Below are 22,620 nucleotides of genomic sequence, written 5' to 3'. Positions count from 1 at the left end.
GGAAGACGGTGACCTGCCTGGTTAATGAAATGATAACCGTTCGCGTTTGTTACGATCCAGTACCTGGGGCGACCAAGTGACATCCGTTCCCCTGCCCCGGCACTCGCCTGCTGTTTGCTGAATGGGGATAAATCCCGGCGTAGACCTTCGCACTCGGCTTACATCCGGCGCCCTAGACTGAGCCGCATTTTCGATTCCGCCCCGTTGGAGATCGTGTGGGTTCCGGTAGTGACAGACAGCGACTGCGTGGCGTGACGCCGACGCAGCCAGGACAAGTGCGGGCGCCGGGAAAGCGCGCCGGGAACCTTGGTGCATGCAGCCCGGCCGGGATGGCCGGCCGTGCCGACTGCGCGGAGTAGGCGGCAATGGAGGTGCAGACCATCCATGCGGAAGCAGATACGTCCCGGCTTGATGCCGGCTGGACGCTGCTGCCGGCCGAATCGCCGTTGCAGATGCCCGAGCAGACCCTGCGCGAAGGCCAACTGAAGGTTCGCCGCCACCGCACCTCGCCGCGGCTGATCGGCCTGCGCCGGTTCTATATCTTCGGCGGCACGCTGGCGATGACCGCCATCGCTACCCGGATGATGTGGCGGGTGCTGTCGGCCAATGGCATCAGCGTGCTCGAGGCCTGCCTGCTGGTGCTGTTTGTCGGCCTGTTCGCCTGGATCGCGCTGTCTTTCGCCAGCGCCGTGGCCGGCTTCCTGACTGCCGTGTTCGACCGGGGGTATCGCCTCGGCATCGACCCGGACAAGCCACTGCCGACAGTGCACAGCCCCACCGCGCTGCTGATGCCGACCTACAACGAAGATCCGCGCCGGCTGCTGGCCGGCCTGCAGGCGATCTACGAGTCGGTGGCCGCCACCGGCCAGCTCGACCGGTTCGACTTTTTCGTGCTCAGTGATACCCGGCGCGAAGACATCGCACGGGCCGAGGAGCAGGTGTTCGCCGAACTGCGCGAGCGCGTGCCCGATGGCCAGGCGCGGCTGTTCTACCGCCGCCGTGGCGACAACAGCGGGCGCAAGGCCGGCAACATCGCCGACTGGGTCCGGCGCTTCGGCGGCGCCTACCCGCAGATGCTGATCCTCGACGCCGACAGCCTGATGACCGGCGACAGCATCGTGCGCCTGGTCGCGGGCATGGAGCACAACGCCGACGTCGGCCTGATCCAGACCCTGCCGTCGGTGATCGGTGGCCGCACTCTGTTCGCGCGCATGCAGCAGTTCGGTGGCCGCGTGTACGGGCCGGTGATCGCACGCGGCGTGGCCTGGTGGCACGGTGCCGAGAGCAATTACTGGGGCCACAATGCCATCATCCGCACCCGCGCCTTCGCCGATCAGGCCGGGCTGCCGGCGCTGCCGGGGCGCAAGCCGTTCGGTGGCCACGTGCTCAGCCATGACTTCGTCGAAGCGGCGCTGATGCGTCGTGGCGGCTGGGCCGCGCACATGGTGCCGTACCTGGGCGGCAGCTATGAAGAAGGTCCGCCGACCCTGACCGACCTGCTGGTGCGCGACCGCCGCTGGTGCCAGGGCAACCTGCAGCACGGCAAGGTGGTCGGCAGCCGTGGCCTGCACTGGATCAGCCGCATGCACATGCTGATCGGCATCGGTCATTACTTCACCGCGCCGATGTGGGCGATGCTGATGCTGATCGGCATCGCCATCCCGTTGTTCCAGGAAGGCATCGATTTCAACGCGCTGCTGCACCTGTCGCCCAGCGTGTACTGGCGGGCCCAGGACGAGGAACAGGTGGTGCGCCTGTTCGCGGCGACCATGGCGGTGCTGCTGCTGCCCAAGGTGCTGGGTTACCTGGCGATGCTGCTGGACCCGGTCGACCGCCGCGGGTGTGGCGGTGCCCTGCGCGCGTTCGTCTCGATGCTGGTGGAAACCGTATTGGCCGCGCTGATGGCGCCGGTGGTGATGTACGTGCAGTCGCGCGGCGTGGCCGAAGTGCTGTCCGGCCGCGATTCGGGGTGGGACGCGCAGCAGCGTGACGATGGTGGCATTTCGTGGCTGGCGCTGATCCGTGGCTACGGTGGGCTGGGGGTGTTCGGCGCCTTCATGGGCATGCTGGCCTGGGCGGTGTCGCCATCGCTGGCCGCGTGGATGGCGCCGGTGGTGATCGGCATGGTGCTGGCGGTACCGGTGGTGGCACTGACGTCTTCGCGTGGCCCCGGCGCCTTCCTGCACCGTCTTGGCCTGCTTGATATCCCCGAGGAGAACATCCCGCCGCCGGTGCTGGTACGCGCCGCGCAGCTGCGCCGGGAAGCGGCCGAACAACCGCCGCTGTACTGATCGTCCCGCGGCAGCGGCATAATGCGGCTCGAACTTGAAGGAGCCGCATCATGCTGCAAACGGTGGAACAGGAGACCGGCGCCTCGCCGCAGTGGTCGGTGATCTGGCTGCACGGCCTCGGTGCCGATGGCCACGACTTCGCGCCGATCGTGCCGGAGCTGGTGCGTCCGCATTGGCCGGCGCTGCGCTTCGTGTTCCCGCATGCACCGGTGCGGCCGATCACGATCAACAACGGCGTGCCGATGCGCGGCTGGTACGACATCGTCGGCATGGATTTCCGTTCGCGCGCCGACATGGTGGGCGTGCAGGAATCGGTGGTGCAGCTGGATGCGCTGATCGCGCGCGAGATCGAGCGTGGCATCGCGCCGGAGAAGATCTTCCTGGCCGGTTTCTCGCAGGGGGGCGCGATCATCCTGACCGCCGCGCTGTCACGCACTGCGCCGCTGGCCGGCCTGATCGCGCTGTCCACCTACCTGCCCGAAGCCGACGGCGCAAAGCGCGCTGAAGGCGCCGTGCAGGTGCCGGTGTTCATGGCCCACGGCAGCAGCGATCCGGTGATTCCGCAGGCGGTGGCCGCACACAGTGCGCAGGCACTGCAGGCGCTGGGCCTGGAGGTGGAATGGCACAGTTACCCGATGGCCCACCAGGTCTGCGCCGAAGAGATCCAGGCGCTGGGTGACTGGTTGCAGGAACGCCTGGGCGCTGCCTGACCCATGCCGCCGGCCAGCGCCCCGCCCTGGATGCCGGAACTGTGCCGCCTGCCGCGGCTGGCGGCGATGCTCGGCCTGGCCGAACTGGTGGTGGTGGTGCTGGCCCTGGCCCCGGATGGCAGCCGCCACTGGACTGTGGGCGAACTGCTGTCGGCCAGTGGTTTCGCGTTGTGGCTGGCGCTGGCCGTAACGGCCAGCCTGTGCCTGCTGCGGAACGCGTTGTCGAGGTTGCCACAGGTTCTGGGGGCGGTCTCGGCCATCGCACTGGCGACGCTGATCGCGGTGGTCTGCGCGGGCATCGTGCATGCCCTGTACGCGGTGCTTGGCGACAGCTTCGCCCGCGGCATCAGCTTCTGGCGCTTCACGCTGGGCAGCGCGGCGACGACGGCGCTGATCACTGCCTTGGCCCTGCGCTACTTCTATGTGAGTGATCGCTGGGCCGCGCAGGTACAGGCCAACGCACGCGCACAGGCCGATGCCCTGCAGGCGCGGATCCGCCCGCACTTCCTGTTCAACAGCATGAACCTGATCGCCAGCCTGCTGCATCGCGACCCGGTCGTGGCCGAGCGTGCGGTGCTGGACCTGTCCGATCTGTTCCGTGCCGCGCTGGGGGCGGGCGAGGGTGATTCCACCCTGCGTGACGAATGCGAGCTGGCCGAGCGCTACCTGTCGATCGAATCACTGCGCCTGGGCGAGCGCCTGCAGGTGCGCTGGCAGCGCGACGAACCGCTGCCCTGGGATCTTCCCCTGCCTCGCCTGGTACTGCAGCCGCTGGTGGAGAACGCCGTGCTGCATGGCATCTCGCGGCTGCCCGAGGGTGGCACCATCGAGTTGCAGCTGATGCGCGAGGGTAATGAACTGCAGATCTGCGTGCGCAATCCGGCGCCCGACCCGCAGGCCCCCGGGCTGGCCCTGGCGCGCGGTGCCGGCCATGCCCAGCACAGCATCGGCCATCGGCTGGCCTGGCGCTTCGGCAGCGCCGCGCGGATGACGGCTGGCTGGAGCGAGGGCTACTATGCCTGCCAGGTGACAGTGCCGATCCAGTGAGGGAGCGATCGTGAGGGTAGTCATCGCCGATGACGAACCGCTGGCGCGTGAGCGCCTGCGCAGCCTGCTGGCAGCGCAGGACGGCGTGGATGTAGTGGCCGAGGCCGGCAACGGCGAGCAGGCCCTGCACGCGTGCGCGGAACTGCAGCCGGACCTGGTCCTGCTGGATATCGCGATGCCCGGGCTGGATGGCCTGGAAGCCGCCCGCCACCTGGCCAGCTTCGAGCCACGGCCGGCGGTGGTGTTCTGCACCGCTTACGATGCGCATGCGCTGTCGGCGTTCGAGGCGGCCGCGATTGATTACCTGATGAAGCCGGTACGTGCCGAGCGTCTGGCCGCGGCCATCGCGCGCGCGCGCACGTTCCTGGCCGGCCGCGATGGCCAGCCACAGGACCACCGCGGGCAGCAGGCGCGCAGCATGCTGTGCGCGCGCCTGCGCGGCAGCCTGCGCTTGATTCCGCTGGACGACATCCATTACCTGCAGGCCGAAGAGAAGTACGTGGTGGTGCACCACGCGCGCGGCGAGGACCTGATCGAAGAGTCGCTGAAGTCGCTGGAAGAAGAGTTCGCCAGCCGCTTCATCCGCATCCATCGCAACTGCCTGGTGGCACGCCATGAGCTGGTGGAGCTGCGTCGTGGCACGGGTGGGCAGGTGCAGGCGATGTTGCGCCATGGCAAGCAACCGCTGGAAGTCAGCCGCCGCTGCGTGGCGACGCTGAAGCAGGAACTGCGGCATCTGTGAGTGTTCCGCGCGGCCTGCGGCCGCGACTGCTTACGAGCAACGTCTGAAGCAACAGCAACAGCAACAGCGGGTCATGGCTCGGTGTTTCTACGTGCTGGGTGAGGCGGGATGGGCGGGCGGGACACGCCGTAAACCCATCCATGGGGTCTCGATGGCGCCATCCATGGCGCCAACGGTCCCGCCCGCCCATCCCGCCTCACCCTCGCGAATTTCCCGGTGACGGACAGCAAAAGCGTTGGTGTTATCGGGTGGGGAGAGAAATGTAGAGTCGAGCCATGCTCGACTCAGAGCGAAGCGACCCGCTGTTGCTCTGCTCTTCTTTTGATCTTCCGTGGCTGGCGGGCACGGAAACTGTCAGAGGCCGGGCGGGGTGGGTTCGCGGGGGTGTCCGCGGCATGGATGCCGCGGCCAAGCCTCCATGGACGGATTCACGGCGTCCCCCGCGAACCCACCCCGTCCGGCCAAGCGCGATAGATCCAGCTGACGCACCAGCCACGAGGGGCTCCGCCGTTGGCCGTATCCCGCCGATAGGCGCGATAATGACCGGATGGAAACCGTCCGCATCGCCACCCGCAAGAGCCCGCTCGCCCTCTGGCAGAGCGAACACGTCGCCGATCGCCTGCGCCAGGCCCACCCCGGCCTGCATGTGGAACTGGTGCCGATGAGCACCCGCGGTGACGAGGTGCTGGACCGCTCGCTGGCCGCCATCGGTGGCAAGGGCCTGTTCCTGAAGGAACTGGAGCTGGCCATGCTGCGTGGCGAGGCCGACTGCGCCGTGCATTCGCTGAAGGATGTGCCGATGGAACTGGATGAACCCTTCGCGCTGCCGGCGATGCTGACCCGCCACGATCCGGCCGATGGTTTCGTCTCCAACCTGTACGCCTCGCTGGATGCGCTGCCGATCGGTGCGCGGGTTGGCACCTCGTCGCTGCGCCGCCAGGCCCAGCTGCGCGCGCTGCGCCCGGACCTGGAACTGCTGGACCTGCGCGGCAACGTCAACACCCGCCTGGCCAAGCTCGACAACGGTGGCTACGACGCCATCGTGCTGGCCGTGGCCGGCCTGGAGCGTCTGGGCCTGGGCGCGCGCATCGTCGCGCGCCTGCAACCGCCGCAGTGGCTGCCGGCCCCGGCGCAGGGCGCGGTGGCGGTGGAGTGCGACGGTGGCAATGCGCGCCTGATGGCGCTGTTTGCGGGCTTGGATGACACGGAAACGCGCGCCTGCGTGGAAGCCGAGCGGGCGATGAACCGTGCGTTGCATGGCAGCTGCCACGTGCCGGTGGCGGCGATCGCGCAGTGGCAGGGCACCGACCTGCACCTGCAGGGCCTGGTCGGTAGTGCCAGTGATGGTCGTGCGGTGCGTGCCGAGGCCGTAGGGCCGGCCAGCGACCCGGAAGCACTGGGCCAGCGCGTGGCGACGATGCTGCTGGATGCCGGTGCCGGCGAGCTGCTGAACGTCTGAGCATTGCAGGTAGTGCCGGCCGCTGGCCGGCAACCTCGCGCCCCCGGTTGAATGCAGTTGCCGGCCAGCGGCCGGCACTACCGAAAGAAGAACGGGCGCCTTCGGCGCCCGTTTCTTATTTGAATTTGTAGACCACGTTCATCGTGGTCAGCGTATCGGTCTTGCGCTTGTCCTCGGCCACATCACTGTTGTAACGCGCCTGCCAGCCGGCCTTCAGCGCCAGATGTTCGTTCATGCTCACCGAAACACCGAAGTCGTTCTGGCCGAAGGTGTTGTAGGAACCCGACTCGACAAGCAGGGTGTTGACCAGGTCGGTGTTGTCGGTCAGCGAGTACTTCATGTCGAACAGGCCGCGGCCGATCATGCCGGTGCGGGTGCGGTCGTCCTCGGTGCTGTGGGTGCGGCGCACACCGGGGCCGATCTGCGCGTCGAACGAGAAACGCTCGGTGTTCCACAGGCGGGTGCCGTAACCCAGACCGAACGAGCTCTGGCGGTCGTAGGTGGCGAAGTCATCGCGCTCGGTACGCACCGTGGCCGTCAGCTGGCGGTGCTCGCCCAGCTGCAGCGCGCTGCCGGCACTGCCGGTATAACGGTTGGCGGTGGTGTTGTTGCGGCGGCTGGTGGAGCCGTCGTCGCGGGTCTCGATCACCTTGGAGCTGGAGCGCAGGCCAGCCAGGTCCATGCTGTGCACCCAGTCGCCATCGGTGTAGCGCAGGCGCAGGCGGCCGTTGAAGCTCTCGGTGCTGCTGTTGCCGCGTGCCGAAGCGAAACCGAGCTCGCCGCCACTGCCGCTCCACGGCGAGGACATCGCCGCCAGTTCGGAGGCATCCTGCGCATACGCGAGCGGTGCGCACAGCAGCAGGGGGATCAGCAGGGACACGCGCAGGGACATCGGGGCTTCTCCGAAGCGGTTGACAGCCGGTGATGATACTGGAAGCGTGATGGCGGTCCGAATCGATCCAAACGGTTTCTTCAGCAGGCGTTGCCGCGATCGCCTATTCAGGGCAGATCGACGCGCAATGCCGGGTCGTTGAAGCGCGAATAGCGCAGGCGCAGCTGGAAGCTGCGGCCATTGCTGCTGCCGCTGCGTACGATCTGCCGCGGCAGGCCCTGCGCGTCCACCCAGTACTCCAGGCGTTCGCCGGGCTGCGCGCCACGCAGGCGGTAGTGACGCGTCTCGACCCCGTCCAGCGACTGGCTGCCCAGGTCTTCGGCCTGCAGATCGGCGGGCAGGGCATCGGCCGGCAGCGGGTTGCGCCATTGCTCGAGCAGGCCCGGCGGGGTCGGCACCTGCCGGATCGCGTCGTCGGCCTGCAGGAACATGGTGTCGCCGATGATCGTCTGCGGACCGGCCGGGGTCTGCACCCGGAAGCGGTCGGGGGCGACGAAGTCCATGGCGCTGCGCACCGGCTGTGGCGCGCCCAGCACCTCCAGTTCGGCGTGGAAGCTGCGCAGGGCCGAGAAGCGCTGGCTGGCGCCCAGCACCGCCAGCGCCGGATCCGCCGCAGGCACGGGCGCTTCGGTGCTGGCCGGGGCGGGCGCGCGATCACAGGCGGCCAGCAGCAGGCAGGCCAGCAGGGACAGGGCAGGCAACCGGCGCATCGGGTGTTCCAGAGGGGTGGGGGCGACCACGATAGCCCAAACGTCCCACACAAGACCCGCGACTCGGACATAATCGGGGGTATGGACCGATACGAACGCATCACCGCCCTGCATCGTCTGCTCAAGTCCGCACGCTATCCGGTGACGGTGGCGACCCTGCAGGACAAGCTCGGTTGCTCCCGTGCCACCGTCTACCGCGATCTGGCCTTCCTGCGCGATGCGCTGATGGCACCGATCGAGGGCGACGGCGAAGCCGGCTTCCGTTACCAGGCCGACGAGAGCGACCGCTTCGAGCTGCCCGGCCTGTGGCTGAGTTCGGAGGAACTGCACGCCCTGCTGGCCTCGCAGCACCTGCTGGCGCGGACCGGCGGCGGCGTGCTGTCCTCGGTGCTGGCACCGCTGCAGCAGCGCATCGAGAGCCTGCTGGCGGCCCAGGCTGGCGTTTCCAGCTGGCCGGTGGACCGGGTGCGGGTGATTCCGCACCGTGGCCGCAAGTTCGATGAAGGCAGCTTCCGCAGCGTGGCTTCGGCGGTGCTGGAGCGCCGCCAGCTGGCGTTCGAGTACCGCGCCCGTTCCACCGACGAGCCGACCAAGCGCACCGTTTCGCCGCAGCGCCTGACCCACTATCGCGACAACTGGTACCTGGATGCCTGGGACCATGACCGCGAGGCGCTGCGCAGCTTTGCCGTGGATCGCATCCACAAGGCGCGGGTGATCGACAGCACCGCCCGCGACGTGGCCGACAGCGAGCTGGACGAGCAGCTCGGGGCCAGCTACGGCATCTTCTCCGGTGCGCCGAAGGGCTGGGCGACCATCCTGTTCAGCGCCAAGGCCGCCCGCTGGGTGGCCGACGAGCACTGGCATTCCAAGCAGCAGGGCCGCTTCCTGGCCGATGGCCGCTATGAACTGAAGGTGCCGTACAGCGTCTCGCGCGAGCTGCTGATGGACGTGCTGCACTACGGCTCGGATGCCGAGATCGTCGAACCGGTGATGCTGCGCGAGCAGGCCAAGGCGCTGCTTGAGCTCGCCCTGAGCAACTACGACAACTCCTGACACTCCCCCCGAGAACCCTTCCGCCCATGAAGAAGACCCTGTTGCTGCCCCTGCTCGCCGCTGCGCTGGCCCTGACCGCCTGCGGCAAGTCCGGCGAGCCCTCGCAGAAGCTGGTGGTGGCCGCCACGGCCGTGCCGCATGCCGAGATCCTTGAAGTGGTCAAGCCCATCCTCAAGCAGGAAGGCGTGGACCTGGACGTGCGCGTGTTCAACGACTACGTGCAGCCCAACGACCAGCTGGTGCAGAAGCAGGTAGACGCCAACTACTTCCAGACCGAGCCGTATCTGGATGCCTACAACCGCGATCGCAAGACCGATCTGGTGAAGGTGATCGGCGTGCACATCGAGCCGTTCGGTGCGTACTCGCGCAAGATCAAGTCGCTGGCCGAGCTGCGCGAAGGTGCCGACGTGGTGATCCCGAACGACCCGAGCAACAACAGCCGTGCACTGATCCTGCTGCACAAGGCCGGTGTGATCGAGCTGAAGGATCCGACCAACGCGCTGTCGACCCAGCGCGACATCACTGCAAACCCGAAGAACCTGAAGTTCCGCGAGCTGGACTCGGCGATGCTGCCGCGCGTGCTGGACCAGGTCGACCTGGCCCTGATCAACACCAACTACGCACTGGATGCGGGCCTCAACCCGACCAAGGATGCACTGGCGATCGAGAGCAAGGACTCGCCGTACGTGAACTTCCTGGTCGCACGCCCGGACAACAAGGACGACGCCCGCGTGCAGAAGCTGGCCAAGGCCCTGACCAGCCCGCAGGTGAAGGCCTTCATCGAGACCAAGTACAAGGGCGCGGTGCTGCCGGCGTTCTGACGGCCGCTGGCCATGTGGTAGTGCCGGCCGCTGGCCGGCAATCTCCAGGCGCCCCCAAACATCATAGGGTTGCCGGCCAGCGGCCGGCACTACCGTCAGTCGACGTGGAAGGCGAGGGTGGCCGCCACGGCCTGCTGCCATCCCGCATACAGCTTCTCGCGCCGCGCCACCTCCATCTGTGGCTCGAAGCGCCGGTCCAGGCCCCATTGCGTGGCGATCTGTTCGCGGCTGGTCCAGAACCCCACCGCCAGGCCGGCCAGGTAGGCCGCACCCAGTGCGGTGGTCTCGGTCAGCCGCGGCCGCAGCAGTGGCACGCCAAGGATGTCGGCCTGGAATCCGGCCAGGAAGTCGTTGCCGATCGCACCGCCATCGGCGCGCAGCTCGGTCAGCGCGATACCGGCATCGGACTGCATCGCATCGAGCACGTCGCGGGTCTGGTAGGCCATCGCCTCCAGCGCGGCACGCACGAAGTGCGCTTTGCGGGTGCCACGGGTCAGGCCGAACATCGCGCCGCGCACATCACTGCGCCAATAGGGCGCACCGAGGCCGACAAATGCTGGTACCAGGTAAGCACCGCCACTGTCGGGCACCTGCGTGGCCAGCGCCTGGCTGTCGCTGGCGCGTTCGATCATGCGCAACCCATCGCGCAGCCACTGCACCACCGAGCCGGCGATGAAGATCGAACCTTCGAGTGCATATTCCACGCGCCCGTTCAGGCCCCAGGCGATGGTGGTCAGCAGGCCATTGCGCGAACGTACCGCCTGCGCGCCGGTGTGCATCAGCATGAAACAGCCGGTGCCATAGGTGTTCTTGACCATGCCCGGCTGGAAGCAGGCCTGGCCGAACAGCGCCGCCTGCTGGTCACCGGCGATGCCGGCGATCGGGATCGGGTGATCGAAGAAGAACTGCGGCCGGGTATGCGCGTACACCGCGCTGGAATCGCGCACCTGCGGCAGCATCGCGCGCGGGATGTCCAGCAGCGCCAGCAGGTCGTCATCCCAGTCCAACGTGTGGATGTTGAACAGCAGCGTGCGCGCCGCGTTGCTGTAGTCGGTCACATGCGCCTGGCCACCACTGAGGTTCCAGACCAGCCAGCTGTCGATGGTGCCGAACAGCAGCTCGCCGCGCTCGGCACGCTGCTGCGCGCCCTCGACGTGGTCGAGGATCCAGCGCACCTTGGTGGCGGAGAAATAGGCATCGATCAGCAGGCCGGTGCGCTCGCGGATCAGCGCCTCATGCCCTTCGGACTTCAGCCGCTCGCAGATGGCGTGGCTCTGCCGCGACTGCCAGACGATGGCGTTGTGGATCGGCTGTCCGGTGGCACGGTCCCAGACCACGGTGGTTTCGCGCTGGTTGGTGATGCCCAGTGCGGCGATGTGGCGCGGGTCGATCTGCCCGCGGCTGAGCAGTTCGGTCAGCGTGGCATAGACGCTGGTGAGAATCTCGCGCGGGTCATGCTCGACCCAACCTGGCTGCGGGAAGATCTGCGCGAATTCGCGCTGCGCGCTGCCGACGATGTCGCCGGCGCGGTCGAACAGGATCGCGCGCGAACTGGTGGTGCCCTGGTCGATGGCCAGCACGTAGCGGGGCGTCATGCAGCGTCTCCGGTAGCGATGGTGTTGGTAGAGTCGAGCCTGCTCGACTGCTTTTCATGTCAGTCGAGCAAGCTCGACTCTACCGTCTATCGATCCACGCCTGCAGCCGCGCCACCTGCGCAGCATCCAGCCGCAACCCCAGCTTGCTCCGCCGCCACAGCACGTCCTCGGCGTCCCAGGCCCATTCGTGGTCGCGCAGGAAAGCCACTTCCCGCGCATGCAGGCCGCCGCCGAAGTCCTCTCCAAGATCGTCCATGCCCCGTGCACCCTGCAGAAGGGCGGCGCTGCGGCTGCCGTAGGCTTCGGCCCAACGCCGTGCGATCTCCACGGGCAACCACGGTGCCAGCGCCTGCAAGCGGGAGCGCGCCTGTGTGGCGTCACCCCAGTCGCTGCCCGGCAGCGGGTCTCCGCCTGCCGTCCAGGCCGGTCCCATCTGTGGCAGGGCAGGGCGCAGCAGGTTCAGCGTTTCCTCGGCCAGCACCCGGTAGGTGGTCAGCTTGCCGCCCAGCACGTGCAGCGCCGGCGCCGGGCTGGATTGCAGCTGAAGGCGGTAGTCGCGGCTCAGCGTTGCCGCACGCGGGTCCGGGTCGGCCAGCAGTGGCCGCACACCGGCGAACTGCCAGACCACGTCTTCCGGAGTGATCGGCTCACGCAGATAGCGGTTGGCGGCCGCGCACAGGTAGCTCACCTCGGAAGGCAGCACGCTGCAGCGCGCCGGGTCACCGCGGTAGTCGGTGTCGGTGGTGCCAATCAGCAGATGATCGTGGGTGAACGGCAGCAGGAACACCACGCGGCCATCGGGCTGCTGCAGCAGGCAGGCACGGTCAGCGGGCCAGGGGCGGCGCAGCACGATGTGGCTGCCCTGTACCAGCCGCAGCGCGGGGCCGCCGCTGCGGGCCTCCATCTGCTCCAGCAGGCCACCGGCCCATGGGCCAGCCGCATTGGCGACGGCGCGCGCGGTCACATGCTGCTGGCCATCGGCGGATTCCAGCACGGCCTGCCAACGGCCCTGCACAGGGCGCAGTTCGGTGCAGCGGCTGCGCACATGTACCTGTGCGCCACGCGAGGCAGCATCCAGGGCATTGAGCAGTACCAGACGCGCGTCATCGACCTGCGCGTCGGCGTAGCTGAAGGCCTGCCGCAGATCCGGGGAGAGCCAGGGGCCGAGCGGATCACGCTGAAGGTCCAGGGCGCGCGAGGCGGGAAATGCCGGGCTGCGTGGGCCCAGGTGGTCGTACAGCCACAGTCCCACGCGCAGCATCCAGCGTGGGCGCAGGTGCGGTTCCCACGGCAGCACGAAACGCAGCGGGCGGACCAGGTACGGTGCCTGCCGGCGTACCACTTCGCGTTCGCCCAAGGCCTTGCGTACCAGACCGAACTCGCGCTGTTCCAGGTAGCGCAGGCCACCGTGGATCAGCTTGCTGCTGGCGCTGGAGGTATGCCCAGCGAGGTCGTGCTGCTCGCACAGCAGCACGCGCAGGCCGCGGCCGCTGGCATCACGGGCGATGCCGGCACCGTTGATACCGCCACCGATCACCAGCAGGTCGACGTCGTGCATCGCGCCTCCGCATCCTGTGTGTAGAGTCGACTGTCAGTCGACTGCTCTTGCAAAAGTCGAGCAAGCTCGACTCTACGAAAGGCAGTCGAGCAAGCTCGACTCTACAGAACGCGGGTGACGGAAACGACGACGGGCCCCGAAGGGCCCGTCGCGTTACATCAGTGAAGCAGGTGCAGCCTGGATCAGAAGCGGGCGCCGATGCCGAAGCCGACGGTCCACGGATCCATCTTGGCTTCGCCGATCTTCTCGCCGCCAACCTTCACGTCCGGGCGGGCGCGCATGTAGCGGGCGTCAGCACGGGCGAACCAGGTGGAGTTGATGTTCATGTCCACGCCGACGGTGCCGATCACGCCCTTGGCATCCTTGAAGCGGATGTCGGTGTCAGCGCCGTTGCCCAGCTTCTCGTTGCTGAAGCTCGACTGGTAGTAGCCCACGCCCACGAACGGACGGAACACGTTGTCAGCCTGGCCGAAGTGGTACTGGCCGCTCAGCGCGATCGGCTGCTGCTCGACCGAGCCCAGGCGGGCGTTGTTCGGGCCCTTGAACTTGTTGTCGAACTTGTCGGCAGCGCCCCACAGTTCAACGGCCCAGTTGTCGTTGATGTAGTAGCTGAAGCTGACGGTCGGCGCCGGGCCACCATCGGTCTTCTTGACGCCGGTGATCGGGTCGTTCTTCGGTTCCAGCAGCGAGATGCCGCCAACAACGGCAAAATGCTTGCCCGAAGCGGTGTCGGTGCTGCTGCTGTCCTGGGCGAAAGCGGCCGGCGCGAAGGCGGCGGAGGTCAGCAGGGCGAGACTCAGGATACGGATGGAGCGCATGGGGGTATCTCCTAATGTTTCTTGTTTTGGGCCCCCGGTTGCGGGGCGAGCACACCGTAGTCGCCCCAACATGAATCGAATCCGACGCACGTTAAAAAATAGTTTCCCTTGTTCAGCGACTGGAGCGAAAAGCCTGTTTTCATGGGCTTTTCGGCCTTCGGCGACATTCATGCAGTTGGAGAAGATGTGAGCGAAGCAACGGTGTGCATCGGCCTGCAAGCGCAGGTGAAGGCGGATTGCAGGGTGCTGCTGCTGGGTTCGATGCCCGGCGTTGCGTCATTGCAGGAGCAGCGCTACTACGCGCATCCGCGCAATCGCTTCTGGCCTGTGCTGGCCGATATCTGTGGCTTCGATGTGGCCCTGGCGTACCCGCAACGGCTGCGCGCACTGCAGGCAGCCGGTGTGGGTCTGTGGGATGTGATCGGTCAGTGCGAGCGGCGTGGCAGCCTGGATGCCGACATCGTGCGTGGCACGGAAGTACCCAATGCGCTGCCGGCATTGATCGCTTCGCTTCCTGAGCTGGAGCTGATCGGCTGCAACGGTGCGGCATCGCTGAAGGCATTCCAGCGTTGGGTGCTGCCCGGCCTGGAGGCGCCGCCAAGGCTGCTGGCGCTGCCGTCCACCAGCCCGGCCAACGCGGCCTGGTCACTGCCGCGGCTGCGCCAGGCCTGGCAGCCGGTAGCCGACGCACTGGCGACATGAAGCGGACATCGTCCGGACAATACGCTACCGACTGGTCGCGGCCGCAACCCATGAGCAACAGCGTGTCCCGGCTGCGTGAGTACTGAAAACACCTGTAACGGTTGGCGCTGGCCCCCGCTGGCCGCACAATAGACGTTTCCCTACACCAGATTGCCGGAGTTATCCCCATGGCCGAAATCAAGGAAGCACTTGTCCCCGATATCGGTGACTACAGCGATATCCCGGTAATCGAGGTGCTTGTCGCCGTCGGCGACACGGTCAAGAAGGACCAGGGCCTGGTGACGCTGGAAAGCGACAAGGCGACCATGGAAGTGCCGTCGGCCGTCGCCGGCGTGGTCAAGGAGATCAAGGTCAAGGTCGGTGACACCCTGTCCGAGGGCAAGGTCGTGGCGCTGATCGAAGTGGCTGAAGGCGAGGCTGCCAAGCCGGCCGCTGCCGCCCCGGCACCGGCCAAGGCCGCAGCGCCGGCCGCTGCCACCCAGAGCACGCCGGCCCCGGCCGCAGCTGCGCCGGCCGCTCCGGCTGCCAGCGGTGGTGCGGTTGAAGCGCTGGTGCCGGATATCGGCGACTATTCCGGCATTCCGGTCATCGAAGTGCTGGTCGCCGTCGGCGACACGGTCAAGAAGGACCAGGGCCTGGTCACGCTGGAAAGCGACAAGGCCACCATGGAAGTGCCGTCGTCGGTGGCTGGCGTGGTCAAGGAACTGAAGGTCAAGGTCGGCGACACTCTGTCGCAGGGCAATGTGGTCGCCATCATCGAGGCCGAGGGCGCTGCCGCGCCGGCGCCGACCAAGGCAGCCGCTGCTGCCGCTCCGGCTGCCGCCGAGACCGCCACCAAGGTCGAGCCGGTCGCTGTGCCGGCGCAGCCGGACAAGCTGGCGGCCCGCGAGGTCGCCTCGGCCGGTACCCCGTCCAGCCCGCCGGTGCAGTTCAACGCCGATGGCGTGCTGCCGGCCAAGGTGCCGTATGCCACCCCGGCGGTGCGTGTGTTCGCCCGCGAACTGGGCGTGGACCTGCTGCAGATCAACGGCACCGAGAAGGGTGGCCGCATCACCAAGGGTGACGTGCAGAAGTTCGTCAGGGCCGCACTCAGCGGTGGCGTGCCGGCTGCCGGCGGTGCTGCTGTTGCTGCCGGTGGTGGCCTGAACCTGCTGCCGTGGCCGAAGGTCGACTTCAGCAAGTTCGGCGAGACCGAAGTCCAGCCGCTGTCGCGCATCAAGAAGATCTCGGGTGCGAACCTGGCCCGCAACTGGGCCATGATCCCGCACGTCACCCAGTTCGAACAGGCCGACATTACCGACCTGGAAGGCCTGCGCGTGGCGCTGAACAAGGAAAACGAGAAGGCCGGCATCAAGCTGACCATGCTCGCCTTCCTGATCAAGGCCAGCGCCGCGGCGCTGAAGAAGTTCCCGGAGTTCAACGCCTCGCTCGATGCCAGCGGTGAAAACCTGACCCTGAAGAAGTACTTCCACATCGGCTTTGCCGCCGACACGCCGAACGGCCTGGTCGTGCCGGTCATCCGCGACGTGGACAAGAAGGGCGTGGTGCAGATCGCGCAGGAAACCGGCGAACTGGCCAAGAAGGCGCGCGACGGCAAGCTCGGCCCGGCCGACATGAGTGGCGGCTGCTTCTCGATCAGCTCGCTGGGCGGCATCGGCGGCACCGCGTTCACCCCGATCGTCAATGCACCGGAAGTGGCCATCCTCGGCGTCTCCAAGTCGTCCATCCAGCCGGTCTGGAACGGCAAGGAATTCGCACCGAAGCTGATGCTGCCGCTGTCGCTGAGCTACGACCACCGCGTCATCGATGGCGCCCTGGCCGCACGCTTCACCACGTACCTGTCGCAGGTACTGGCCGACATGCGCCGCGTGCTGCTGTAAGGCACCGCTTCGCCCCCACCGTGCGGCCGCCGCCCCTGGCGCGGCCGCGTGAACAGATGCAGTGACAGCCCGCCGGTACCGCCGCGCGGGCACGAGGAAAACCCACCATGGCCACGATTGAAGTCAAGGTTCCCGACATCGGCGATTACAGCGATGTGCCGGTGATCGAAGTGTTGGTCGCCGTCGGCGACACGGTGAAGAAGGATCAGGGTCTGGTGACCCTGGAATCGGACAAGGCCACCCTGGAAGTGCCGTCCTCGGCTGCCGGCGTGGTCAAGGAAATCAAGGTCAAGCTGGGCGACACCCTGTCCGAAGGCGCCGTGGTCGTGGTGCTGGACGCCGAAGGTGCCGCCGAAGTCCCGGCCAAGGCCGCCGCGCCGGCCCCGGCAGCGGCCGCTCCGGCCAGCAAGCCGCCGGTGACCCCGTCGCACCGCGCCCCGGCTGAACCGGCTGCGCCGAAGCCGGCGCTGTCCAGCGGCAAGCCTGCCGACATCGAATGCGAAATGGTCGTGCTGGGCTCTGGCCCGGGCGGCTACACCGCCGCTTTCCGCGCCGCCGACGTCGGCCTGGATACGGTGCTGGTCGAGCGCTACGCCAGCCTCGGCGGCGTCTGCCTCAACGTGGGCTGCATTCCGTCCAAGGCGCTGCTGCACGCTGCAGCGGTCATCGACGAAGTGGCCCACGCCGGTGATTTCGGCGTCGAGTTCGGCAAGCCGACCATTACCCTGGACAAGCTGCGCGAGTACAAGGAAAAGGTCGTCAACCAGCTGACCAAGGGCCTGGCCGGCATGGCCAAGCAGCGCAAGGTCCGCAGCGTGCAGGGCGTTGGCAAATTCGTTTCGGCCAACGAGCTGGAAATCACTGCCGCTGACGGCAGCACCCAGCTGCTGCGCTTCCAGAAGTGCATCATCGCTGCCGGTTCGCAGGCGGTGAAGCTGCCGAACTTCCCGTGGGACGACAAGCGCGTGATGGATTCCACCGACGCGCTGGAGCTGGCCGAAGTGCCGGGCTCGCTGCTGGTTGTCGGTGGCGGCATCATCGGCCTGGAAATGGCTACCGTGTACGGTGCGCTGGGCAGCAAGGTGACCGTGGTCGAGTTCATGGACCAGCTGATGCCGGGCGCCGACAAGGACCTGGTCAAGCCGCTGGCTGACCGCCTGAAGAAGCAGGGCATCGAAGTGCACCTGAAGACCAAGGCCTCGGGCGTCACCGCCGATGCCAAGGGCATCACCGTGACCTTCGACGCCGCCGAGGAAGGCCAGTCGCCGGCCCTGGCGCAGGGCACCTTCGACCGCGTGCTGGTGGCCGTGGGCCGCTCGCCGAACGGCAAGAAGATCGATGCCGAGAAGGCCGGCGTGCAGGTCACCGACCGCGGCTTCATTCCGGTCGACCGCCAGATGCGCACCAACGTGCCGCACATCTTTGCCATCGGCGACATCGTCGGCAACCCGATGCTGGCCCATAAGGCCACGCACGAGGGCAAGCTGGCTGCCGAAGTGGCTGCCGGCCACAAGAAGGAGTGGGTGGCCCGCGTGATTCCGTCGGTGGCCTACACCAACCCGGAAATCGCCTGGGTCGGCGTGACCGAGACCGAAGCCAAGGCCAAGGGCCTGAAGGTCGGCGTGGCCAAGTTCCCGTGGGCCGCCAGTGGCCGCGCGATCGGCATCGGCCGCACCGAGGGCTTCACCAAGCTGATCTTCGACGAAGAGACCCACCGCATCATCGGTGGTGCGATCGTCGGCGTGCACGCCGGTGACCTGCTGGCCGAGATCGGCCTGGCCATCGAGATGGGTGCGGAGGCGGAAGACATCGGCCACACCATCCATGCTCACCCGACGCTGAGCGAGTCGGTGGCGATGGCCTCGGAAATCTACGACGGCACGATCACCGATCTGTACATGCCGAAGAAGAAGTAAGGCGCCCGCGCCTTCGCGAACGAGAAGCCTCGGCATCTGCTGGGGTTTTTTGTTTCTCCGCTCCGGATTTTTGCGAGCGGTGGGGCCGCTGCGCGGGTGGCAGGCGTCTGGACAAATGTCCCCCGTCGTCCGCCTGCGGCGGTCGCCTCCTCCTTTACTTTGTCCAAGCGCCTGCCACCCGCGCAGCGGCTCGGCTTGCGGATAGTCGAGAGCCACAGCTTGGCCCGCCTGGATGCCTGACACGCGGGGGTAGAGGGGCTTGCGTGCGAAGTAAAGGAGGAGGTGACGGCCGCAGGCCGGTGCCGGGGGACATTCGCACACAAGCCCCTCTTCCCCCAGCGCTCGACCAACCTGCTTCTCTGCTCGACGATGCAAAGAAAAAGCGCGGCCCCGATGTTCCGGAGGCCGCGCCAGGAGAGAGTGTGCCGTGGAAGGGGCGGGGGATCAGAACACGAAGCTGACGCCGGCCACCGGGCCCTTGAATTCCTGCTTCAGGCCGATGGTGCCGTCGCTGCCCTTCTTGTCCGCGTCGAGCTTGAACCAGTCGTAGCCAGCGAACACACCGAAGTTCTTCGTGAAGCGGTAATCGACGATGGCGTTGGCGCGGCTCAGGTCGCCCTTGTAGTCATCGAAGCTGCCCCAGCGCGTGTTGAGGTACTGGCCCTGCAGCGTGATCATCCACTTTTCCGACGGGGTGAAGCTCAGGCGCGCACCGACCACCGGCGCCACGCCGTCCGTCTTCTCATTGAGGAACTGGCCTTCGTAGACGGTACCCAGATCGGCGTAGGCCTTGGTGCTGACCTTGGCGTACTCGGCACCCAGCTGCAGGCCGAGGTCGAAGGTATCGGTGTCCACCACCGAGTAGTCATAGACCAGGCTGGCGACCTGGTACTTCAGTTCGCCCTTGACGAAGCTGCCAGACGGCACGTTGACGTCACCGAAGGAGATGTCCTGGCCAAGGGTCTCGCGGCGGTCCTTGTCGTACTTGAAGTAGTTGAACAGCAGGCGCTGGCGGTTGCTGATGCGGAACATGCCGTCGATGCGCGGTTCCCACTCCTTGCCACCCAGCTTGAAGTCCTCGGAGAAGCCGATGTCCTGGCCGGCGACGTTGGTCTTGCCGCGAAGGGTGTTGTCCGAGTCGATGTTCATCGCACCCAGGCGCAGGGCGAAGCGGTCGTCGCCTTCAGCGGCGTGGGCGGCAGTGGCGAACGAAGCGCCGGCGGCGAGCAGGGAGAGGGCGAGAAGGGTGGGTACGGGGCGCATCGAAGAGTCCTTGCAGTGGTTCATCAGAATGAAGACCACTGTGCCGGACAGGCCCGTCCACCATCCGTGAACGTATGGTCCACGAAGTGTGCACGGTTCAGCGCTGTCGCGACGATGCAAAAAGATGGCCCCGGAGCCGGGCTTCGGGGCCATCGTGGGACCTGCGGGGCGGAGCGTCGACGAGGTTGCTGCAGGCAGGTCGAAAGATCGGACCGGCGCATTCGGTGAAAGTTCCGCGGCCTGCGACCAAAGTTCAATACTGCGCTGCAACATCATACGGACGTCATTGTCCCCTGGGTGGCACGCAAAAATGTAACCGTTACCGCAACTTGCGGCCTCCCGGGATGAACAGGGAGCGGTTGTCTCGCAAATTGTCCCATTGCTATAATTTGGCGGCTCGATGAGGCCCCCCCTGCTGTAGTCGCCTCAGCCCTCCACTTGCAACCACGCGGGACGTCCTGTGCTGAACTCCGTTGATGCGGGTCGGCGACTGATGCTGCGCGCCGCGGTCTACCCGCTGGCCGCAGTGGCTGTCCTGGCCCTGGCCTTCCTGCTGGTAGGTCCGAAATATGCCCTCGGCGCGCTGGCGTCCGGTGTGGCCATTTCGGCCGGTGGCTGGGTGGCGGCACGGATGGCACTGGGCGGTGGGGCACTGGCCGCAGGATCGGCGATGGCTCGCCTGATCATTGCGATCGTGGCCAAGTGGGTGGTGGTTTTCGGCGTCCTGCTGGTGGGGTTCCTGGTCTTCAAGCTGCCTGCATTGGCGCTATTGGCTGGTATCGCCGTCGGCTTGATGTTCCAGGTCCTGGCGATGGCCAGGCGTTGACAGAATTCAATTAACTGAAGGTTCCGGACACATGGCGGGCGAGGCTCTAACCCCTACCAGCTACATCCAGCATCACCTGCACAACCTGACCGCGCCGGTCGGCAAGGGTGAGGGTATGTTCTGGCATATCCACGTCGATACCTTCCTCACCGCGGTCCTGATGGGCCTGGTGATCGTTGTCGCGTTCTGGCTGGGCACCCGCAAGGCCACCGCCGGCGTGCCGGGCAAGTGGCAGGCCTTCGTCGAGATCTGCCTGGAGTTCGTCGACCGCCAGGCCAAGGACACCTACCACGGCAAGAGCAAGCTGGTCACGCCGATCGCCATCACGATCTTCTTCTGGATCCTGTTGATGAATCTGCTGAAGATGATCCCGGCCGATTTCATCGCCAAGCCGCTGGAATGGGTGGGCGTGCACTACTGGAAGCCGGTCCCGACCGCTGACGTCAATGCCACCCTGGGCATGGCCATCAGCGTGTTCTTCCTGATGCTGTTCTTCGCGCTCAAGTCCAAGGGCCTGGGCGGCTTCATCAAGGAATTCCTGACGGCGCCGTTCGGCAAGTGGATGATGCCGTTCAACCTGATCCTCAACATCGTCGAGTGGCTGAGCAAGCCGATCTCGCTGGCGATGCGACTGTTCGGCAACATGTTCGGCGGCGAAATCGTGTTCCTGCTGATCTGGGTGCTGGGTGGTGCCGGTTTCTTCGGTGCCATTGCCGGTGGTGTGTTCGGCCTCGGCTGGATGCTGTTCCACCTGCTGGTGATCCCGCTGCAGGCCTTCATCTTCATGATGCTGTCGATCGTGTACCTGAGCCTGTCGGAAGACGCTCACTGAGTTTCAAGCTTCAACGCGTTTCAACCTTCATCCGTTTCATCACCCTTAGCAACTTAAGTTCCTGGAGATAACCATGTACTTCGCCGTCCTGACCAACTTCGCGCAGATTCAGAGCTCCACCGCCCTTGCCGTCGGCATCATGATCGGCCTGGCCGCGCTGGGCGCCGGTCTGGGTCTGGCCATCATGGCTGGTAAGTTCCTGGAGTCGGCCGCCCGCCAGCCGGAACTGATCCCGGTCCTGCAGGTCCGCATGTTCATCACCGCCGGCCTGATCGACGCCGCGTTCATCATCTCGGTCGCCGTCGGCCTGCTGCTGGCCTTCGCCAACCCGCTGTCGGCTGCCTTCGCTGGCGCCGTCACCAAGGCTCTGGCCGGCTGATACAGCGGTTTGAGACGACCGGGTGCTGATGCACCCGGTTTCGGATGAAGGCCGGATGCGCCGCTACGGCGGCGCGTCCACCCCGAAACCAGCGATCGAGCTAACCATGAATATCAATTTCACCCTTCTTGCGCAGGCGCTGGCCTTCGCTGGTCTGATCTGGATCATCGCGACCAAGATCTGGCCGCCGCTGATGAACGCGATCGAAGAGCGCCAGCAGAAGATTGCTGAAGGCCTCGCTGCTGCCGACCGCAGCCAGAAAGATCTGGCCCAGGCGCAGGAGAAGGTCAACGAAGCGCTGAAGGAAGCACGTACCAAGGCCAACGAGATCATCGATCAGGCCCACGCACGTGCCAACCAGATCGTTGATGCTGCCCGTAACGAAGCGATCACCGAAGCCACCCGTCAGAAGGAACTGGCCCAGGCTGAAATCGACGCCGCCGCCAACCGTGCCCGTGAAGATCTGCGCAAGCAGGTGTCTGCGCTGGCCGTGACCGGTGCCGAAAAGCTGCTCAAGCGCGAAATCGACGCCAACGCCCACAAGGCGCTGCTCGACGAGCTGGCCTCGGAGATCTAAGGATGAGCCAGGCCCTCACGCTTGCCCGCCCGTACGCCCGCGCCGCGTTCGCGACCGCGCGCGACGAAGGCGCGTTCGCGCCGTGGTCGGACGCCCTGGCGTTCTCCGCCCACGTCGCCGCCGATCCGCGCGTGGCGGCCCTGCTCGCCAACCCGGAGCTGGGTCGTGACGACGCCGTCGCCCTGCTGGCGCCGGTGTCCCACGGCGAGACCTACTCGCGCTTCCTGGCCATCCTGGCCGAATCGCATCGTCTGCCGCTGCTGCCGGAAATCTCCGGCATGTTCGACGCCCTGCGCGCCGAAGCCGAGCACGTGGTCAAGGCCACGGTGACCTCGGCTTCCGAGCTGTCGGCCGGAGAGCTGGACGCGATCAAGGTTGCGCTGCGCAAGCGCTTCAACCGCGAGGTCGACGTGACCACCGCGGTCGATGCTTCGCTGATCGGCGGCGCCGTGATCGACGCCGGCGACGTGGTCATCGATGGTTCGCTGAAGGGCAAGCTGGCCCGTCTGCAGACCGCGCTCGCTAACTGAATTCATTTAACGTCCGGCC

Annotated in this window: 21 protein-coding genes; 15 read left to right on the top strand and 6 right to left on the bottom strand. The window is 66.6% G+C overall.

What is annotated here, in order from left to right:
* Positions 1 to 365: 365 nt before the first annotated feature.
* From mdoH to hemC, 5 genes are all read left to right on the top strand, one after another.
* Positions 366 to 2,291, top strand: coding sequence for a glucans biosynthesis glucosyltransferase MdoH (gene mdoH / locus ACZK4Z_RS19900; protein WP_478450999.1), 1,926 nt, complete (start codon positions 366 to 368; stop codon positions 2,289 to 2,291).
* A 50-nt stretch (positions 2,292 to 2,341) separates the two neighbouring features.
* Positions 2,342 to 3,001, top strand: coding sequence for an alpha/beta hydrolase (locus tag ACZK4Z_RS19895; protein ID WP_080291776.1), 660 nt, complete (start codon positions 2,342 to 2,344; stop codon positions 2,999 to 3,001).
* Positions 3,002 to 3,004: 3 nt separating this feature from the next.
* Positions 3,005 to 4,048 (top strand): sensor histidine kinase, encoded by a 1,044-nt coding sequence (locus tag ACZK4Z_RS19890; RefSeq protein WP_177179491.1) that lies wholly within the window; start codon positions 3,005 to 3,007, stop codon positions 4,046 to 4,048.
* Between the two features lie 10 nt (positions 4,049 to 4,058).
* A complete protein-coding gene (locus ACZK4Z_RS19885) occupies positions 4,059 to 4,790 on the top strand; it encodes a LytR/AlgR family response regulator transcription factor (RefSeq protein WP_010481294.1) in 732 nt (243 codons plus the stop codon).
* 547 nt (positions 4,791 to 5,337) lie between these two features.
* The gene (gene hemC, locus ACZK4Z_RS19880; protein ID WP_346487361.1) at positions 5,338 to 6,249 is read left to right on the top strand and encodes a hydroxymethylbilane synthase; all 912 of its coding nucleotides are present in this window, start codon (positions 5,338 to 5,340) and stop codon (positions 6,247 to 6,249) included.
* 115 nt (positions 6,250 to 6,364) lie between these two features.
* On the opposite strand, the gene ACZK4Z_RS19875 is transcribed toward hemC, so the two are convergent.
* Together ACZK4Z_RS19875 and ACZK4Z_RS19870 are read right to left on the bottom strand one after the other, a co-directional pair.
* The gene (locus tag ACZK4Z_RS19875) at positions 6,365 to 7,141 is read right to left on the bottom strand and encodes a DUF481 domain-containing protein (RefSeq protein WP_010481298.1); all 777 of its coding nucleotides are present in this window, start codon (positions 7,139 to 7,141) and stop codon (positions 6,365 to 6,367) included.
* 107 nt (positions 7,142 to 7,248) lie between these two features.
* Complete coding sequence (locus tag ACZK4Z_RS19870; RefSeq protein ID WP_478450998.1) at positions 7,249 to 7,851, bottom strand: LolA-like protein; 603 nt, start codon at positions 7,849 to 7,851, stop codon at positions 7,249 to 7,251.
* Positions 7,852 to 7,932: 81 nt separating this feature from the next.
* Between ACZK4Z_RS19870 and ACZK4Z_RS19865 the strand changes: the two genes are divergently transcribed.
* Together ACZK4Z_RS19865 and ACZK4Z_RS19860 are read left to right on the top strand one after the other, a co-directional pair.
* Positions 7,933 to 8,904, top strand: coding sequence for a helix-turn-helix transcriptional regulator (locus tag ACZK4Z_RS19865; protein WP_010481302.1), 972 nt, complete (start codon positions 7,933 to 7,935; stop codon positions 8,902 to 8,904).
* Positions 8,905 to 8,930: 26 nt separating this feature from the next.
* Positions 8,931 to 9,725 carry a MetQ/NlpA family ABC transporter substrate-binding protein gene (locus tag ACZK4Z_RS19860; RefSeq protein WP_032129055.1) on the top strand — a complete coding sequence of 265 codons (795 nt, stop codon included), beginning with the start codon at positions 8,931 to 8,933 and terminating at the stop codon, positions 9,723 to 9,725.
* A gap of 95 nt (positions 9,726 to 9,820) precedes the next feature.
* Here the strand turns inward: ACZK4Z_RS19860 and glpK are convergent, their stop codons facing one another.
* The 3 genes from glpK to ACZK4Z_RS19845 form a co-directional block, all read right to left on the bottom strand.
* The gene (gene glpK, locus ACZK4Z_RS19855) at positions 9,821 to 11,320 is read right to left on the bottom strand and encodes a glycerol kinase GlpK (RefSeq protein ID WP_478450997.1); all 1,500 of its coding nucleotides are present in this window, start codon (positions 11,318 to 11,320) and stop codon (positions 9,821 to 9,823) included.
* Positions 11,321 to 11,399: 79 nt separating this feature from the next.
* Positions 11,400 to 12,878 (bottom strand): glycerol-3-phosphate dehydrogenase, encoded by a 1,479-nt coding sequence (glpD, locus tag ACZK4Z_RS19850; protein ID WP_478450996.1) that lies wholly within the window; start codon positions 12,876 to 12,878, stop codon positions 11,400 to 11,402.
* A 182-nt stretch (positions 12,879 to 13,060) separates the two neighbouring features.
* Positions 13,061 to 13,696, bottom strand: a complete 636-nt coding sequence (locus ACZK4Z_RS19845; protein WP_032129052.1) for an OmpW/AlkL family protein — start codon at positions 13,694 to 13,696, stop codon at positions 13,061 to 13,063.
* Between the two features lie 186 nt (positions 13,697 to 13,882).
* Here ACZK4Z_RS19845 and ACZK4Z_RS19840 point away from each other — a divergent pair, with 186 nt between their 5' ends.
* From ACZK4Z_RS19840 to lpdA, 3 genes are all read left to right on the top strand, one after another.
* The gene (locus tag ACZK4Z_RS19840; protein ID WP_049460894.1) at positions 13,883 to 14,398 is read left to right on the top strand and encodes a DNA-deoxyinosine glycosylase; all 516 of its coding nucleotides are present in this window, start codon (positions 13,883 to 13,885) and stop codon (positions 14,396 to 14,398) included.
* Positions 14,399 to 14,565: 167 nt separating this feature from the next.
* Complete coding sequence (aceF, locus tag ACZK4Z_RS19835) at positions 14,566 to 16,278, top strand: dihydrolipoyllysine-residue acetyltransferase (protein ID WP_478450995.1); 1,713 nt, start codon at positions 14,566 to 14,568, stop codon at positions 16,276 to 16,278.
* A 107-nt stretch (positions 16,279 to 16,385) separates the two neighbouring features.
* The gene (gene lpdA, locus ACZK4Z_RS19830) at positions 16,386 to 18,194 is read left to right on the top strand and encodes a dihydrolipoyl dehydrogenase (protein WP_125893388.1); all 1,809 of its coding nucleotides are present in this window, start codon (positions 16,386 to 16,388) and stop codon (positions 18,192 to 18,194) included.
* A 444-nt stretch (positions 18,195 to 18,638) separates the two neighbouring features.
* Here lpdA and ACZK4Z_RS19825 read toward each other — a convergent pair whose 3' ends face one another.
* Complete coding sequence (locus ACZK4Z_RS19825; protein WP_010481314.1) at positions 18,639 to 19,457, bottom strand: hypothetical protein; 819 nt, start codon at positions 19,455 to 19,457, stop codon at positions 18,639 to 18,641.
* A 460-nt stretch (positions 19,458 to 19,917) separates the two neighbouring features.
* Between ACZK4Z_RS19825 and ACZK4Z_RS19820 the strand changes: the two genes are divergently transcribed.
* From ACZK4Z_RS19820 to ACZK4Z_RS19800, 5 genes are all read left to right on the top strand, one after another.
* Entirely contained in the window at positions 19,918 to 20,283 is a 366-nt protein-coding gene (locus ACZK4Z_RS19820) for a hypothetical protein (RefSeq protein WP_006394654.1), read from the top strand.
* A 31-nt stretch (positions 20,284 to 20,314) separates the two neighbouring features.
* Entirely contained in the window at positions 20,315 to 21,115 is an 801-nt protein-coding gene (gene atpB / locus ACZK4Z_RS19815) for a F0F1 ATP synthase subunit A (protein WP_010481316.1), read from the top strand.
* Positions 21,116 to 21,188: 73 nt separating this feature from the next.
* On the top strand, positions 21,189 to 21,494 hold the full coding sequence (gene atpE / locus ACZK4Z_RS19810) for a F0F1 ATP synthase subunit C (protein WP_005411133.1): 306 nt from the start codon (positions 21,189 to 21,191) through the stop codon (positions 21,492 to 21,494).
* Positions 21,495 to 21,600: 106 nt separating this feature from the next.
* The gene (locus ACZK4Z_RS19805) at positions 21,601 to 22,071 is read left to right on the top strand and encodes a F0F1 ATP synthase subunit B (protein ID WP_005419512.1); all 471 of its coding nucleotides are present in this window, start codon (positions 21,601 to 21,603) and stop codon (positions 22,069 to 22,071) included.
* Between the two features lie 2 nt (positions 22,072 to 22,073).
* Positions 22,074 to 22,601, top strand: coding sequence for a F0F1 ATP synthase subunit delta (locus ACZK4Z_RS19800; RefSeq protein ID WP_032129048.1), 528 nt, complete (start codon positions 22,074 to 22,076; stop codon positions 22,599 to 22,601).
* The last annotated feature ends 19 nt before the right edge of the window (positions 22,602 to 22,620 follow it).

It is taken from the genome of Stenotrophomonas sp. 71799_Sma, from assembly GCF_056482505.1.
This window is presented reverse-complemented; position numbering and strand designations above follow the sequence as displayed.